Origin of the sequence: Halomonas sp. H33-56 (genome assembly GCF_040147035.1) — a bacterium.
Classification (GTDB): Bacteria; Pseudomonadota; Gammaproteobacteria; order Pseudomonadales; family Halomonadaceae; genus Halomonas; species Halomonas litopenaei.
On the sequence record NZ_JAMSHP010000001.1, the window covers coordinates 2978520 to 2993079 of the forward strand.

The 14560-nt window shown below is 65.3% G+C and carries 14 protein-coding genes and 1 tRNA gene; 11 read left to right on the plus strand and 4 right to left on the minus strand.

The window, feature by feature from the left end:
* Window positions 1–5 precede the first annotated feature (5 nt).
* From NFH98_RS12700 to hemA, 4 genes are all read right to left on the minus strand, one after another.
* A complete protein-coding gene (locus NFH98_RS12700; protein WP_045995158.1) occupies window positions 6–506 on the minus strand; it encodes an Lrp/AsnC ligand binding domain-containing protein in 501 nt (166 codons plus the stop codon).
* 169 nt (window positions 507–675) lie between these two features.
* Window positions 676–1530: a peptide chain release factor N(5)-glutamine methyltransferase gene (gene prmC, locus NFH98_RS12705; protein ID WP_213229695.1), complete on the minus strand. Its 855-nt coding sequence runs from the start codon at window positions 1528–1530 to the stop codon at window positions 676–678.
* Window positions 1530–2621 (minus strand): peptide chain release factor 1, encoded by a 1092-nt coding sequence (prfA, locus tag NFH98_RS12710; RefSeq protein ID WP_045995160.1) that lies wholly within the window; start codon window positions 2619–2621, stop codon window positions 1530–1532. The genes prmC and prfA overlap by 1 nt, the downstream gene beginning before the upstream one ends.
* Window positions 2622–2675: 54 nt before the next feature.
* Complete coding sequence (hemA, locus tag NFH98_RS12715; RefSeq protein WP_213229693.1) at window positions 2676–3941, minus strand: glutamyl-tRNA reductase; 1266 nt, start codon at window positions 3939–3941, stop codon at window positions 2676–2678.
* 168 nt (window positions 3942–4109) lie between these two features.
* Between hemA and NFH98_RS12720 the strand changes: the two genes are divergently transcribed.
* The 11 genes from NFH98_RS12720 to NFH98_RS12770 all read left to right on the plus strand — a co-directional run bounded on the left by NFH98_RS12720 (window position 4110) and on the right by NFH98_RS12770 (window position 14532).
* Entirely contained in the window at window positions 4110–5879 is a 1770-nt protein-coding gene (locus NFH98_RS12720) for a tetratricopeptide repeat protein (protein ID WP_349622797.1), read from the plus strand.
* A 40-nt stretch (window positions 5880–5919) separates the two neighbouring features.
* A complete protein-coding gene (lolB, locus tag NFH98_RS12725) occupies window positions 5920–6534 on the plus strand; it encodes a lipoprotein insertase outer membrane protein LolB (RefSeq protein WP_108132915.1) in 615 nt (204 codons plus the stop codon).
* A gap of 227 nt (window positions 6535–6761) precedes the next feature.
* Window positions 6762–7655: a 4-(cytidine 5'-diphospho)-2-C-methyl-D-erythritol kinase gene (gene ispE, locus NFH98_RS12730; protein WP_108448939.1), complete on the plus strand. Its 894-nt coding sequence runs from the start codon at window positions 6762–6764 to the stop codon at window positions 7653–7655.
* A 14-nt stretch (window positions 7656–7669) separates the two neighbouring features.
* A tRNA-Gln gene (locus NFH98_RS12735) sits at window positions 7670–7744 on the plus strand.
* A gap of 72 nt (window positions 7745–7816) precedes the next feature.
* Window positions 7817–8758 carry a ribose-phosphate pyrophosphokinase gene (locus NFH98_RS12740; protein ID WP_181248623.1) on the plus strand — a complete coding sequence of 314 codons (942 nt, stop codon included), beginning with the start codon at window positions 7817–7819 and terminating at the stop codon, window positions 8756–8758.
* 106 nt (window positions 8759–8864) lie between these two features.
* The gene (locus NFH98_RS12745) at window positions 8865–9566 is read left to right on the plus strand and encodes a 50S ribosomal protein L25/general stress protein Ctc (protein ID WP_213229692.1); all 702 of its coding nucleotides are present in this window, start codon (window positions 8865–8867) and stop codon (window positions 9564–9566) included.
* Between the two features lie 126 nt (window positions 9567–9692).
* Entirely contained in the window at window positions 9693–10277 is a 585-nt protein-coding gene (gene pth, locus NFH98_RS12750) for an aminoacyl-tRNA hydrolase (protein ID WP_108132918.1), read from the plus strand.
* Between the two features lie 116 nt (window positions 10278–10393).
* Window positions 10394–11485 carry a redox-regulated ATPase YchF gene (gene ychF, locus NFH98_RS12755; RefSeq protein WP_349622798.1) on the plus strand — a complete coding sequence of 364 codons (1092 nt, stop codon included), beginning with the start codon at window positions 10394–10396 and terminating at the stop codon, window positions 11483–11485.
* Window positions 11486–11635: 150 nt separating this feature from the next.
* Window positions 11636–12352: a DUF4336 domain-containing protein gene (locus NFH98_RS12760; RefSeq protein ID WP_349622799.1), complete on the plus strand. Its 717-nt coding sequence runs from the start codon at window positions 11636–11638 to the stop codon at window positions 12350–12352.
* A gap of 84 nt (window positions 12353–12436) precedes the next feature.
* Window positions 12437–14134, plus strand: coding sequence for an FMN-binding glutamate synthase family protein (locus NFH98_RS12765; protein ID WP_349622800.1), 1698 nt, complete (start codon window positions 12437–12439; stop codon window positions 14132–14134).
* Window positions 14131–14532: an ectoine synthase gene (locus NFH98_RS12770; RefSeq protein ID WP_213229688.1), complete on the plus strand. Its 402-nt coding sequence runs from the start codon at window positions 14131–14133 to the stop codon at window positions 14530–14532. Before NFH98_RS12765 ends, NFH98_RS12770 begins: the two co-directional genes overlap by 4 nt.
* Window positions 14533–14560 lie beyond the last annotated feature (28 nt).

Sequence of the window (14560 nt, forward strand, 5' to 3'; positions counted from 1 at the left end):
AAAACTCACTTGTCCTCGAACTCTTCGATATCCGGCACGTGCAGGGCAAAATCTTCCTTCACTTCTTCCATCACCACGTAGCTCTTGGATTCCTTGACCCCGGGCAGGGTCAGCACCACGTCGCCAAGCAGCTGACGATAGGCGGACATCTCGGGAATTCTGCACTTGAGAATATAGTCGAACTGCCCGGACACCAGGTGGCACTCCTGGATCTGCGGCAGCTTCGACACAGCTCGACGGAACTCGTCAAACACCGCCGGAGACTGGGTCTCCAGGCTGATCTCGACGAACACCAGCAGATTGGCCTTGAGCATGCGCGGGTTGAGGATCGCCTTGTAGCCACGGATCACCCCGGAGCGCTCGAGGCGCTTGACGCGCTCCAGACACGGCGTGGTGGACAACCCCACCTGGGCGGCGAGGTCCACATAGGACACCCGGGCGTTTTCCTGCAGGCAACGCAGAATCTTCAGATCGATACGGTCGAGGGAGCGGTTCTTGGTTTTCATTGTGGTCCTGAACGCTGGTCTGACGGCGAGGGGCACGCAAGGAAAGAATCGACCAAAAAGGCCTGGTCGCAAAGCATTTCACGACAATCTCTCGCGCCCAATCGCTTGGTGGCAAAACATTTTACTGATAATCAGTATCACATGCCCCCAACAGACTCCAGTCCCGGCTTCAACGTTGCATGCCCCACTGCCCCAGCGTCACCCGAGGGTGGCCCCCCAGGTCATGCACGCTGTCGCAGCGAACATAGCCCAGCGCTTCAAGATGCTCTCGCACCCGCTCGGCCTGCTCGTAGCCGTGTTCCATCAACAGCCAGCCGCCCGGCTGGAGGAAGCTCCGGGCGCGCTCGGCGATGGCAAACAGATCGGCCAGGCCATGGTCGGCGGCCACCAGCGCCGAGCTTGGCTCGAAGCGCACATCGCCCTGCCCCAGGTGAGGATCCTGCGGGTCGATATAGGGCGGGTTGGCCACGATCAGGTCGAAGCGCTCGTCATCGAGCGCATCGAACCAGTCGCTCTGGCGAAATCGTACCGCCAGACCATGTCGCTCGGCGTTGCGCCGCGCCAGCGCCACCGCCTCAGGGGACAGATCGACGCCCTCGACCCGCCAGCCGGGGCGCTCGCTGGCAAACGCCAGGGCGATGGCGCCGGTACCGGTGCCCAGGTCGAGCAAGGCACCGGTCTTGGTATCACCCTTGGCATCGGCCCGGGCCAGCGCGGCCTCCACCAGGGTCTCGGTGTCGGGGCGGGGAATCAGGGTGCTGGGCGAGGTCGCCAGGGCCAGTCCCCAGAATTCGCGTTCGCCGGTCAGATAGGCCACCGGCATGCCCTGGGCACGCGCCGCCACCCAGGCCTCGAAGCGGGCCCGGGCCAGCGTCGCCATGGGCTTGTCGCCCCAGGTGTAGAGCCAGGTGCGATCGACCTTCATCGCCGCCATGGCCAGCACCTCGGCGTCGAGTCGCGGCGTCGGGCTGCCGGCGGCCTCGAGGCGGCGGGTCGCCCGGGCGATCAGCACATCACAGCGCATCAGCCGTCCTGTTGCAGAGCGGCGAGCTGCTCCGCCTGATACTCGTGGATCAGCGGGTCGATGACCTCGTCGAGGCCGTCGCCGGTGACCACTTCGTTGAGCTTGTACAGGGTCAGGTTGATGCGGTGATCGGTGATCCGCCCCTGGGGGAAGTTGTAGGTACGAATGCGCTCGCTGCGATCGCCGGAGCCCACCAGCGAGCGACGGGCGTCGGCCTGCTCCTGGCGCTGACTGTCCTGGGCCGACTGCTTGAGCCGCGCCGCCAGCAGCGACATCGCCTTGGCCCGGTTCTTGTGCTGACTGCGCTCCTCCTGACACTCCACCACCACACCGCTGGGCAGGTGGGTGATGCGGATCGCCGAGTCGGTGGTGTTGACGTGCTGACCGCCGGCGCCGCTGGAGCGAAAGGTGTCCACCCGCAGGTCGGCCGGGTTGATGTCTATGTCGCTGACCTCGTCGGCCTCGGGCATCACCGCCACGGTGCAGGCCGAGGTATGGATGCGGCCCTGGGATTCGGTGGCGGGAACCCGCTGAACGCGATGGGCGCCGGACTCGAACTTGAGCCGGGCGTAGACGCCCTCGCCCTTCACCCGAGAGATGATCTCCTTGTAGCCGCCCTGCTCGCCGTGGCTGGCACTGACCACCTCGACCTTCCAGCCATGGTTCTCGGCGTAGCGCGAGTACATGCGAAACAGGTCGCCGGCGAACAGCGCCGCTTCGTCACCGCCGGTTCCCGCGCGCACCTCGAGAAAGACGTTACGCCCATCATCGGGATCCTTGGGCACCAGCAGACGCTTGAGTTCGGCCTCCAGCTCCTCGAGCTTGGCCACGCCCTCCTCGCGCTCCATCTGGGCGAGCTCGCGCATGTCGGCGTCGGCGTCCTCGGCCATCTGCTCTGCGGTGGCCACGTCTTCCTCGACGCCACGATAGCGGCGCCAGGCGTCGACCAGCGACTCGAGCTCGGCGTATTCGCGAGAATAGTCGCGAAAACGTGGCTGATCGCTGATCACGTCGGGCTCCGACAACAGGGCAGAGAGTTCCTCGAAGCGGTCGACGAAGGCATCGAGGCGCTCACGCAGAGAAGCTTTCATCGGCAAATCCTTGAAATCATGTAAGAAGGCGCATTGCGGTCAAGCCAGGCCCGGCTAGTTCCGGGACTCGGGCTCGCCCAGCAGCAGTTCGACGGCAGCCTCGAGCAGGTCCTGGCGCTCATCGGCGGCGGCACCACGCAGGGCCAGGGTGGGCTGATGCATCAGGCGGTTGGTCAACTGGTGGGCCAGGCGACGCACCACGGCCTCGGGATCCTCACCCTTGGCCAGGCGCTCCAGCGCCTGGGTCTGGGCCTCGTCACGCAGCCGTTCACCCTTGGCACGCACGTCGCGGATCACCTCGCCGGCCCCGCGCACCCGGCGCTCCTTGTGCCAGTGGGTCACGCCGTGCTCGATCAGCGCCTCGGCCTGGTCCGCCGCCACCTGGCGGTGACGTCGGTTTTCCTCGATGACCTCGTGCAGGTCATCGACGGTATAAAGGAAGATGTCGCTGAGCTCGCCGACCTCTGGCTCGATGTCGCGCGGCACGGCGATATCGACCATGAACACCGGACGGTGGCGGCGACGCTTGAGCGCCCGCTCGACCATGCCCTTGCCAAGAATCGGCAAGGGCGCCGCGGTGGACGAAATGACGATGTCGGCCTTTTCCAGGGCGACGGGGATCTCGTCGAGGCTGATGGCCTGACCGCCCAGGCTGCCGGCCAGGGCACTGGCCCGCTCGCGGGTGCGGTTGGCCACCGTCAACTGGTGCACCCCGGCTTCATGCAGGTGGCGCGCCACCAGCTCGATGGTCTCGCCGGCACCGATCAACAGCGCCCTGGCGCGCGAGAAATCGTCGAAGATTCGACTGGCCAGACTGACCGCCGCGTAGGCCACCGAGACAGGGTTCTCGCCGATGGCGGTCTCGGTGCGCACCTGCTTGGCCACCGCGAAGGTATGCTGGAAGAGCCGCTCCAGCTCCCCACCTAGCCCGCTGGCGTCCCTGGCCGCCTGGTAAGCATCCTTGAGCTGGCCCAGGATCTGGGGTTCGCCCAGCACCATGGAATCGAGACCCACGGCGACGCGCATCAGATGGCGCGCGGCGTCGCCTTCCAGATAGTGGTAGGCGCAGTGCAGCAGGTCCTCGCGGGGCAATGCATGAAACCGACTCAACCAGTCGAGCACCTCGCTCTCCCCGCTCGACTCGGTCACGCAATAAAGCTCGGTGCGATTGCATGTCGACAGCACCGCAGCCTCATGCACACTCGGCAGCGCGCGCAGCTCGGAGAGCGCCCGGGTGAGTTGCGAGGGGCCAAAGGCCACCTTTTCGCGCACCTCGACGGCCGCGGTTCGATGGTTGATGCCAAGGGCAAGCAGGGTCATGCGTTCGACGTCTTCATCAGATGATGTCCGGAGTGGCCAACCAGGCCGCTCCTGCAAGGCGCATATCCTACCATAGGCAGCTCTGACCTCGCTCCCCCGGGCATTGACCTTTGCCAAGACTCGCCAAGCCGTTATGCTGAGAATTCTCATGGAGAAGATGACGCCTCAATGCCCCCGAACGCGCGCCACGGAAAGCTGACCTGCACTCTGGCCACCCTGTCACTGACGGCGTGGCTCGCCGGCTGTCAGAGCTTTTCCTACAGCCCAGGCAGCGCGTCACAGGCTGACCCCATGGCCGGTGCTCCACCGATCACCCGTGGACTCGATGCCGACGGCCTGTCGACGCTGCTGATTGCCGAAATGGCCGGTCAGCGGGGCGACTATCGACGCGCCACCGAAGGCTACCTCAAGGCAGCCGAGCGCTATCACTCCGCTGCCCTGGTCGAACGCGCCACCCTGGCTTCACGCTTCACCGATGACACCGCCCTGATCGAACGCGCCGCGCGACGCTGGCAGGAGCTGGCGCCCGAGGCGCCGGTGGCCGCCCAGATCCTGGGCAACCTCGCCGGTGGTCGCGGCAACTGGGACGAAGCCCTGAAACAGCGGCTGATCGCGGCCGATGACGACACCGACATCACGCGCTTCGTCGATACCGCCCTGTCCAGCGGCGGCGATCCGGTGACGCTCGCCGGCACTCTCGAACAGGCGCTCGACGAGCCCACACTACCCGAGTCGAGGAAAGACGACCTGCGCCTGGCGCTGGCCCTGACCGACTCGGCCCAGGGGGATCATGAGGGCGCCCAGCGACGAATTGCCGCACTGGGAAACAACAGTCGCGATAACCCCCAGCGGATTCTCGCCGAATCACGCATCGCCCTGGACGCCGGCAAGTACCACCAGGCCCGCCTGGCGGCCAAACGCGGCCTCAACCTCTCTCCCGGCGACCCCCGCTTTCTGTTGCTGATGGCGCGTGCCGACATTCGCCTGGGCAACCTGGTGTCGGCCGAGAGCAGCACCGACACCCTGCTCGAGACCCGTGGCGACAACCCCCTCTTGCGGGTCGGCCTGGCTCAGCTCTATCTGGAAGAAGGCCACCACGACCCGGCGCGCCGGCTGCTGCTGCCGCTGGTCGATGATCCCCAGGCACCCAGCGCCCTCTATCTATTGCTTGGCAGCATCGCCGAGCAGGAAGACGAGGTCGACAACGCCCTGCTCTACTATCGCCGGGTACCGCCGGGCCCTGACTTCCTGCTGTCGCGTCAGCGCGCGGCCAGCATGCTGATCGAGGCCGACCGGCTGCTGGACGCCCGGGCCTTTCTACGGGTCGAGCGGCTGCGTCACGACGACGCCTATACCGGCCTGGTCATCACCGAAGTGCAACTGCTCGACCAGCAAGGTCTCGAGCCCGAGGCCGAAGCGCTGCTCAACCGCGAGCTGGCGCGCAGCCCCGAGGATGGCGACCTGCGCTACTTCCGCGCCATGCGCGCCTGGAGCGAAGGCGACCTGGACACCTCCGAACAGGATCTGCGCACCCTGGTCGAACAGCAGCCGGACAACGCCGTGGCGCTCAATGCGCTCGGCTACACCCTGGCCGATGCCGGCGACCCGGATGACCTCGACGAGGCCAGGCGACTGATCCAGCGGGCCTACGAGCTCTCGCCGGGCAACCCCGCCATCCTCGACAGCCTGGGCTGGGTCGCCTACCGTGAGGGCAAACCGGAGGTTGCGCTACCCTGGATCGAGCGCGCCTGGCGCGAGATCGCCGATCAGGAGGTCGCCGCCCACCTGATCGAGGTGCTGTGGGATCTGGGCCAGAAGCAGCGCGCACGCGAGCTGCTGCAAGAAGCCCAGCAACGCTTCCCCGAGCGTCCGCTGATCGTCGATCTCCTCGATCGGCGCCCCGAAATCAGGCCTGAGCCAACGGCAACAGCGCCTTGACCGCCCCGACACCACGACCACTACCCGCAAGGACCCCGCGATGATGTCTTGTTTTCGCCTGACCGCCGCCGCCCTGGGGCTCGGCCTGCTGGCCGGCTGCGCCACCTCCCAGAGCGTCACCGAGCCGCGCCAGGAGCGCCAGGCCGGTGACTGGGAAGCCCAGACCGAACAGGTGGAAGCCTTCACCTCCTGGAACCTGACCGGAAAGGTGGGCCTGCGCACTCCGCAGGAATCCACCAGCGCCAACCTCGACTGGCGCCAGACCCCCTACCACTATCGCCTGCTGGTCACCGGCCCCATGGGCGCCGGCCGCAGTACCCTGGAAGGACGCGACGGTCGCGTCTCGCTGACCACCAGCGAGGGTCGCTTCGAGGCCGACAGCCCCGAAGCCCTGATGGAACAGCGCCTGGGCTGGTCGCTGCCGGTCTCGAGCCTCACCGACTGGGTGCGCGGCCTGCCCGCCGACGACAGTGACTTCGAGATGACCGACGACGAACTCGGCTTCCCCGCTTCACTGGAACAGGACGGCTGGGAGATCGACTATCGCGGCTGGAAGGATGTGAACGGCACCTGGCTACCCAACCGGCTGGTCATGACCTATGACGACCTGCGCGCCACCCTGGTGGTGAACCAGTGGCAGCCACTGGAACAGTAGTCGCGCCGGCTCCCGCCCCAGATGGCGGGAGCCTGTCTCCCGGGTAAAATGAAGCACCATCGCCCTCAGCCTCCTGTCGACGTGCTCCTTGCAGCAAGCTCCCTATAGAGAGAAGCAACGAGAGCCATCATCGATCCCGGTCGCCGATGGCAGGCGCCGCCCCCAGTCACCGATCGCCATCACTTCGGTCAGCCGATCCCTGGACAGCACCCTTTATAGACTCCCCCATGCCCGACACCTCTTTCTCTTCCGATGCCAGCGCGCAGCAGACCCTGACGTTGCCGGCGCCGGCCAAGCTCAATCGCATGCTGCATATCGTCGGCCGTCGCGACGACGGCTACCACGAGCTGCAGACGCTGTTCCAGTTCCTCGACCACGGTGACGATATCCACCTGCGCCTGCGCCTGGACGGTGAGATAACCCTGACAGACCGTCTCGAGGGCGTACCCCGCGAGGCCAACCTGCTATGGCGGGCCGCCGACCTGCTCAAGCGCGAGACCGGCTGCGCGCTCGGTGCCGATCTTGGCGTCACCAAGCGCCTGCCCATGGGGGGTGGCCTGGGCGGTGGCAGCAGCGACGCTGCCAGCGTGCTGGTCGGGCTGAATCATCTGTGGGGCCTGGAACTGACGACCCGGCGTCTGGCCGAACTGGGCCTGACGCTGGGCGCCGATGTGCCGGTATTCGTCCACGGCCAGGCCGCCTGGGCGGAAGGCGTCGGCGAGCGCCTTGTCGCGGTGGCACTCGACACCCCCTGGTTCGTGGTCGTGCACCCGGGTGTGGCGGTCTCCACCCCTGCCGTGTTCACTGCGCCGGAATTGACACGGGACACCCCCGCCATTACCATGGCGCGCGCACTCAAGGGGGGAGCGTCAAGCTGGCGCAACGATTGCGAGGACACCGTCAGGCAAGCCTATGCTGAGGTGGCTCGTGCCCTGGACTGGCTCAACGCCCGGGCGCCGTCAATGTTGACGGGTACCGGCGCGTGCGTTTTTGCCCGTCTGGAGTCGGAGGCCGAGGCCGTCCAGTTGCTGGACGATGTCCGATGCCAACAGCCGACCTGGCACGCCTTCAAGGCCCTGGGCCTGAATCGATCGCCTCTCCTCGACGCCCTGCCCGCGTGAGGCAGGACGTATGCTGGGGTATAGCCAAGCGGTAAGGCAGCGGTTTTTGGTATCGCCATGCGGAGGTTCGAATCCTCCTACCCCAGCCAACTTCCTTCTGAGTCCTGGACTCACTCCCCCAGGCTCACACTGAAGACCCAACACAGCAAAGGTGGCTGCGCGTGTCAAAATTGATGGTTTTCGCCGGGAATGCCAACCCCGAACTCGCCCGTAAGGTCGCCGAGAGCCTGGACAGCCGACTGGGTAATGCCACGGTCGGCCAGTTCAGCGATGGCGAGGTCGCGGTCGAGATCAACGAGAACGTGCGCGGCAAGGATGTCTTTATCCTGCAGTCCACCTGTGCACCGACCAACGACAACCTGATGGAACTGATCCTGATGGTTGACGCCCTGCGCCGAGCCTCGGCCACCCGTATCACTGCGGTGGTGCCCTACTTCGGCTACGCCCGCCAGGATCGCCGCGTGCGCTCCGCCCGGGTGCCGATCTCGGCCAAGATCGTGGCCGACATGATGGTCAAGGCCGGCGTCGACCGGGTCATGACCATGGACCTGCACGCCGACCAGATCCAGGGCTTCTTCGACGTGCCCGTGGACAACGTCTACGGCTCGCCGATCCTGCTCGACGACATCGAGCGTCAGAACTACGACGACCTGGTCGTGGTCTCCCCCGATGTCGGCGGCGTGGTCCGTGCCCGTGCCATCGCCAAGCAGCTCAACGCTGACCTGGCGATCATCGACAAGCGTCGTCCCCAGGCCAACCAGGCCCAGGTGATGCACATCATCGGTGATATCCAGGACCGCACCTGCGTGGTGGTGGACGACATGATCGACACCGCCGGCACCCTGTGCAAGGCGGGCGAAGCGCTCAAGGAACACGGCGCCAAGCGCGTGGTCGCCTACGCCACCCACCCGATCCTGTCGGGCCCTGCGGTGGACAACATCTCCGAGTCGGTGCTGGACGAAGTGGTGGTGGCCGACACCATCCCGCTGTCCGACACCGCTCGTCGCAGCGGACGTATCCGCCAGCTCAGCGTGGCCGGCCTGATCGCCGAAGCGATCCGCCGCGTCAGCAACGAGGAATCCGTCAGCGCGATGTTCCACTAAGCGACATATCGCGCGGGAAACGCGCCCCGACAACCGGGGCATCTGGAACCACCGAGGTCTGGTCGCGGGCTCGGTGGCTTCCTTACTTTAGCCAAGAGGCAATTTCATGTCTGACTACAAACTTACCGCCAATGTTCGTAACGACCTGGGGAAAGGTGCGAGCCGCCGCCTGCGTCGTGCGAACCAGCAAGTCCCCGCCATCATCTACGGTGGTGAAAAGACGCCGCAGCCGATCGCCGTCGACAAGACTGCGTTCTACAAGGCGCTGGAAGACGAAGCCTTCTTCTCTTCCGTCATCAACCTTGAGGTTGACGGCAAGTCCCAGCAGGTCGTGGTGCGTGACCTTCAGCGCCACCCGTACAAGCCGCTGGTGACCCACGCCGACTTCCTGCGCGTCGATGCGACTCACGAGATCACCATGCGCGTTCCGCTGCACGTGGTCGGTCAGGACGAGTCCAAGGCCATCAAGGAGCAGGACGGTGAACTGCACCAGCTGGCCAACGAAGTCGAGATCAGCTGCCTGCCGAAGGACCTGCCCGACTACCTCGAGGTCAACATCGCTGACCTCGAGATCGGCAGCACCCTGCACCTGTCCGACCTCAAGGTCCCGGCTGGTGTGACCATCGTCGAGCTGAGCCACGGTGAAGAGCACGACCAGGCCATCGTCAACGTGACCAAGGCCAAGGTCATGCAGTCCGAGGAAGAAATCGCCGAGGAAGAAGCCGCCGCCGCCGAGGCCAGCGAAGAAGCTGCCGAGGAAGCGAAGGACGACGCCAAGGACGAAGACGAAGAAGGCGACAAGGAGTAATCCTTTTCTGCCGGATTCAGGGGCCACTGCGGTGGCCCTTTTCGTTTCCGAGGGCTTTGCCCATGGCCTCGTCGCCAAGGCCCTGAGCAAAGCGCTTGCCCCGCACCGCTGACCGGAGAGACCACCATGACAAGGATCAAGGCGCTGATCGGCCTTGCCAACCCTGGCACCCAGTACGAGGCGACGCGTCACAACGCCGGCGCCTGGCTGGTGGAGGAAGTCGCGCGTCAGTCCAGCGCCGAGCTGCGCCCGGAGAAGAAGTTTCTCGGCCTCTACGCCAAGGCCTTTGTCGAAGGCAGCGACCTGCACCTGCTGGTGCCGACCACCTACATGAACCGCTCCGGTGCCTCGGTGGCGGCGCTGGCCAACTTCTTCAAGCTGGCCCCCGACGAGATGCTCATCGCCCACGACGAGCTCGACCTGCCCCCCGGCAGCGCGCGCTACAAGCAGGGCGGCGGCCACGGCGGCCACAATGGCCTGCGCGACATCATCAGCGCCCTGGGCAACGACAAGTCCTTCCATCGTGCGCGCATCGGCATCGGTCATCCCGGCAGCGCCAAGCTGGTCACCAACTACGTGCTGGGCCGCCCCGGCAAGACCGAGCGCGAGGCCATCGACGGCGCCCTGATCGAGTGCCTGGCGACATTGCCCCAGGCGCTATCCGGCGACTGGGCCAAGGCCATGAACCGCCTGCACAGCCACTCTGCCTGACCCGGCGGGCGCCAACCAGGACAGCAGGTGGTTGCACCGCCCGGGCTGTCCCCGCCTGGCCCGACGTCATACACTGTGCGCCGACTTCTTTCACTTCACGCCTTCAGGAACCACCCATGGGATTCAACTGCGGCATCGTTGGTCTGCCCAACGTCGGCAAGTCCACCCTCTTCAACGCCCTGACCAAGTCCGGCATCGATGCAGAGAACTTCCCGTTCTGCACCATCGAGCCCAATGTCGGCATCGTCCCCATGCCGGACCCGCGCCTCGACAAGCTCGCCGAAATCGTCAAGCCGGAGAAGGTGGTGCCCACCACCATGGAATTCGTCGATATCGCCGGCCTGGTCGCCGGTGCCTCCAAGGGTGAAGGTCTCGGCAACCAGTTCCTCGCCAATATCCGCGAGACCCAGGCCATCGCCCACGTGGTGCGCTGCTTCGACAACGACAACGTCATCCACGTGGCCAACCAGGTCGACCCGGCGGCGGATATCGAGACCATCAACCTGGAGCTGGCCCTGGCCGACCTCGACACCGTGGAGAAGGCCATCCAGCGCCTGGTTCGCGTGGTCAAGGGCGGCGACAAGGACGCCATTGCCACCAAGGCGGTGCTCGACAAGATCCAGCCGCACCTGGCCGAAGGCCAGCCGCTGCGCAGCTTCGATCTGAGCGATGACGAGAAGAAGCAGATCAAGAACTTCGGTTTCCTGACCCTGAAGCCGACCATGTACATCGCCAACGTCAACGAGGACGGCTTCGACAACAACCCCTACCTCGACGTGGTCAAGGGCATCGCCGAGGCCGAGGGCGCCGTGGTGGTTCCCGTGTGCAACCAGCTGGAAGCCGAGATCGCCGAACTCGATGACGAGGAACGCGAGATGTTCCTGGCCGAGATGGGCATGGAAGAGCCCGGCCTCGACCGGGTGATCCGCGCCGGCTACGCCCTGCTGGGTCTGCAGACCTACTTCACCGCAGGGGTCAAGGAAGTGCGTGCCTGGACCGTCAAGGTCGGCGCCACCGCCCCGGAAGGCGCCGGTGTCATCCACACCGACTTCCAGAAGGGCTTCATCCGCGCCGAAGTGGTGGCCTATGACGACTTCGTCAGCCTGAACGGTGAGCAGGGTGCCAAGGACGCCGGCAAGTGGCGCCTGGAAGGCAAGGACTACGTGCTCAAGGACGGCGACGTGGTGCACTTCCGCTTCAACGTCTGACGCTCACCGCAGCGCCCGACGTAACATCACGTTTCCTGTGTCAACACCGAGGCATGCCTCGGTGTTGTCGTTTACATGCCAGTCACATGCAGCAACTCTATCGCAAAGAGGTTATATTCGAGAGATGTCATCAAGCGCAGGAACAAGAGCGTGACACTCTCGAACGATTCTCCACCACTTAAGGCAACGGCGCCTGAGCTATGGATAGCGGATGGGCCCGTCATCAGAGGCAAGCTGCTGCCCTATCCGACACGCATGGTGGTGGTACGCCTGAGCGGCAACCGGCTGTGGGTCCACAGCCCCGTCCCGCTGACCGAGCCACTGCGTGACGCCCTCGACGAGCTGGGCCAGGTACACTTCCTGATCGCTCCCAACCATTGTCACCACCTGTTCATGCGCGAATGGCAGATGGCCTACCCGATGGCTCGCAGTTTCGGCACCCGGGAAGTCATCGCCAAGCGCGGCGACCTGGTGTTCGAAAGCACCCTGGATGGCACGCCCAACCGCTTCTGGGGTGACGATATCGACCAGTGCCTGTTCACCGGCTCATCGCGCATGCAGGAAGCGGTTTTCCTGCATCGTTCCAGCCGCAGCCTGATCGTGGCCGATCTTATCGGCAATCTCCCCCCTGCTTCCCTGACGCCCTTGCAGCGTCGACTGGCCAGGCTCTCGGGCATCCTGGCGCCGGATGGCAGGATGCCGCTGGAGTGGCGACTGAGCTTCCTCGGCCGACGCTACCTGGCGAGCGAACATCTACGCACCCTGCTCTCCTGGCGGCCCGCTCGAATCATCATGGCCCACGGCGAGATCATCGAGAATGACGCCAGCGACTTTCTCGCCCGCGCTTTTCGCTGGTTGAAGGAGTAAGGGCCAAGCATGGCGCTGTTTGCATACAGTGCATAATGTTTGTATAACATTGAGGCAGGTTCTGAACGCAAAGGATCTGCGCTCATGCTTGGTTCACCTCGGCTACTGCTGATCGGTTATCTGTTGGCAGTAGGCCTGCTCGGCATCTTTTGGCTACCGACGTCCCCGCAACAGCTCTGGTGGTGGCTACCACTGGCGGCGCTGGGGGTGGTCGGCGTGCTGGACCTGCGCTCCAGCCACAACGTGCTGCGCAACTACCCCATCGTCGGCCATCTGCGCTACATGATGGAATTTCTGCGTCCGGAACTGCGCCAGTACTTCTTCGAATCGGAGACCAGCGGCCGGCCGTTCAATCGCGAACAGCGCCAGATCATCGGCGCCCGGGCCGAGGGACGCAGCGACACCGCCCCCTTCGGCACCCGCCAGGACGTGCTGCGCCAGGGGCGTCGCCAGATTGCCCACGCCATGATCCCCACTCGCGTCGACCCGCAGCAAGCCTGGGTGACGATCGGTGGCCCCCAGTGCCACCACCCCTACCGCTCTTCACGGCTCAATATCTCGGCCATGAGCTTTGGCGCCCTGTCAGGACGGGCCATCACCGCCCTCAACCTAGGGGCCAGGCGCGGCGGCTTTGCCCAGGACACCGGCGAGGGCGCCATCAGTCCTTATCACCAACGGCACGGCGGTGACCTGATCTGGCAGATCGCCAGCGGCTACTTTGGCTGCCGCGACCAGGCCGGGCGCTTCAACCCGCAAGCGTTCAGCGCCAAGGCCCGCGAGGAACAGGTCAAGATGATCGAGATCAAGCTGTCCCAGGGCGCCAAGCCGGGACACGGCGGCATGCTCCCCGGCTCCAAGGTCGACCAGGAAATCGCCGAGACACGCCAGGTCCCGGTGGGGGAAGACTGCTATTCACCGGCGGCCCACCCGGAATTTTCCACCCCGCTGGAACTGATGCAGTTCATCCAGCGCCTGCGCGATCTGAGCGGCGGCAAGCCGGTGGGCATCAAGCTGTGCCTCGGCCACACCCGGGACATGCTGGCGATGTGCAAGGCCATGCTGGCAAGTGGCATCCAGCCGGACTTCATCACCGTGGACGGCGCCGAGGGCGGCACCGGCGCGGGACCGGCGGAGTACGCCGACCATGTGGGCCGCTATATCGATGAGGCACTGCCGATCATCGACGCCTGCCTCAAGGGGATCGGCAAGCGCGACGAAATCAGCGTGATCGCCAGCGGCAAGGTGGCACTTGCCATCGACATGGTCGAGAAGTTCGCGCTGGGCGCCGACGTCTGCAACGCCGCGCGCCCGTTCATGTTTACCCTGGGTTGCATCCAGGCCCAGCGTTGCCACACCAACACCTGCCCCACCGGAGTGGCGACCCAGGATCCGGCCCGCAGTCGCTCCATCGATGTCGACAGCAAGGCCGACAACGTCCAGCGCTTCCATCGGGCCACCCTGGACGCCTGCCTCGACATGATCGGCACCATGGGCCTGGCAGGCCCAGGCGAGCTGCGCCCTGAGCACCTGCTCGAGGGCCCAGCCACCGCCACCCGGGTATGGCAAGTCGACAGCCTGGAGGTCGGCGCCTTGCTCGACCACCAGAAAGCGCAACAACTACCCGACTGCTGGCGAAACGACTGGCATGAAGCCAGTCCCCACCACTTCTTGCGTGGACCGGGAGGCTCGCACCAGGAAAGCCACCACAGGACGGCCCCCGGCCCCCATCGAGACGGCGGCGAAGGAGACCGCCATCATCCGCCAAAGGAGGTGCAACGATGATCGTACGTAGTCACAAGGATGCGGAGAAGTCAGCCGTAGAGGACGACAAGTGGATCAGCCGGCGCTACACCCTGCGCAAGGACGGCATGGGGCATTCGGTCCACGAGACCTACATCAAGCCCGGCCAGGAACTCCACATGTGGTACAAGAACCACACCGAGACGGTCCTGTGCATCGAAGGCGAGGGCCAGATCGAGGACCTGACCGAGGGCGGCAAGTGGGAACTCAAACCCGGTGTGCTCTACGCCCTCGACAAGCACCAGCAGCATATCCTGTCGAGCGAAAAGGGCATGACCGTGATCTGTACCTTCTCGCCGGCCCTGGTCGGTCCCGAGACCCACGATGAACAGGGCTCCTATCCCCTGCTCGACGACGACGGCAGCGTGCTCAAGCGCTGAGCCACGCCCCGACACCGGGGCGGCACCA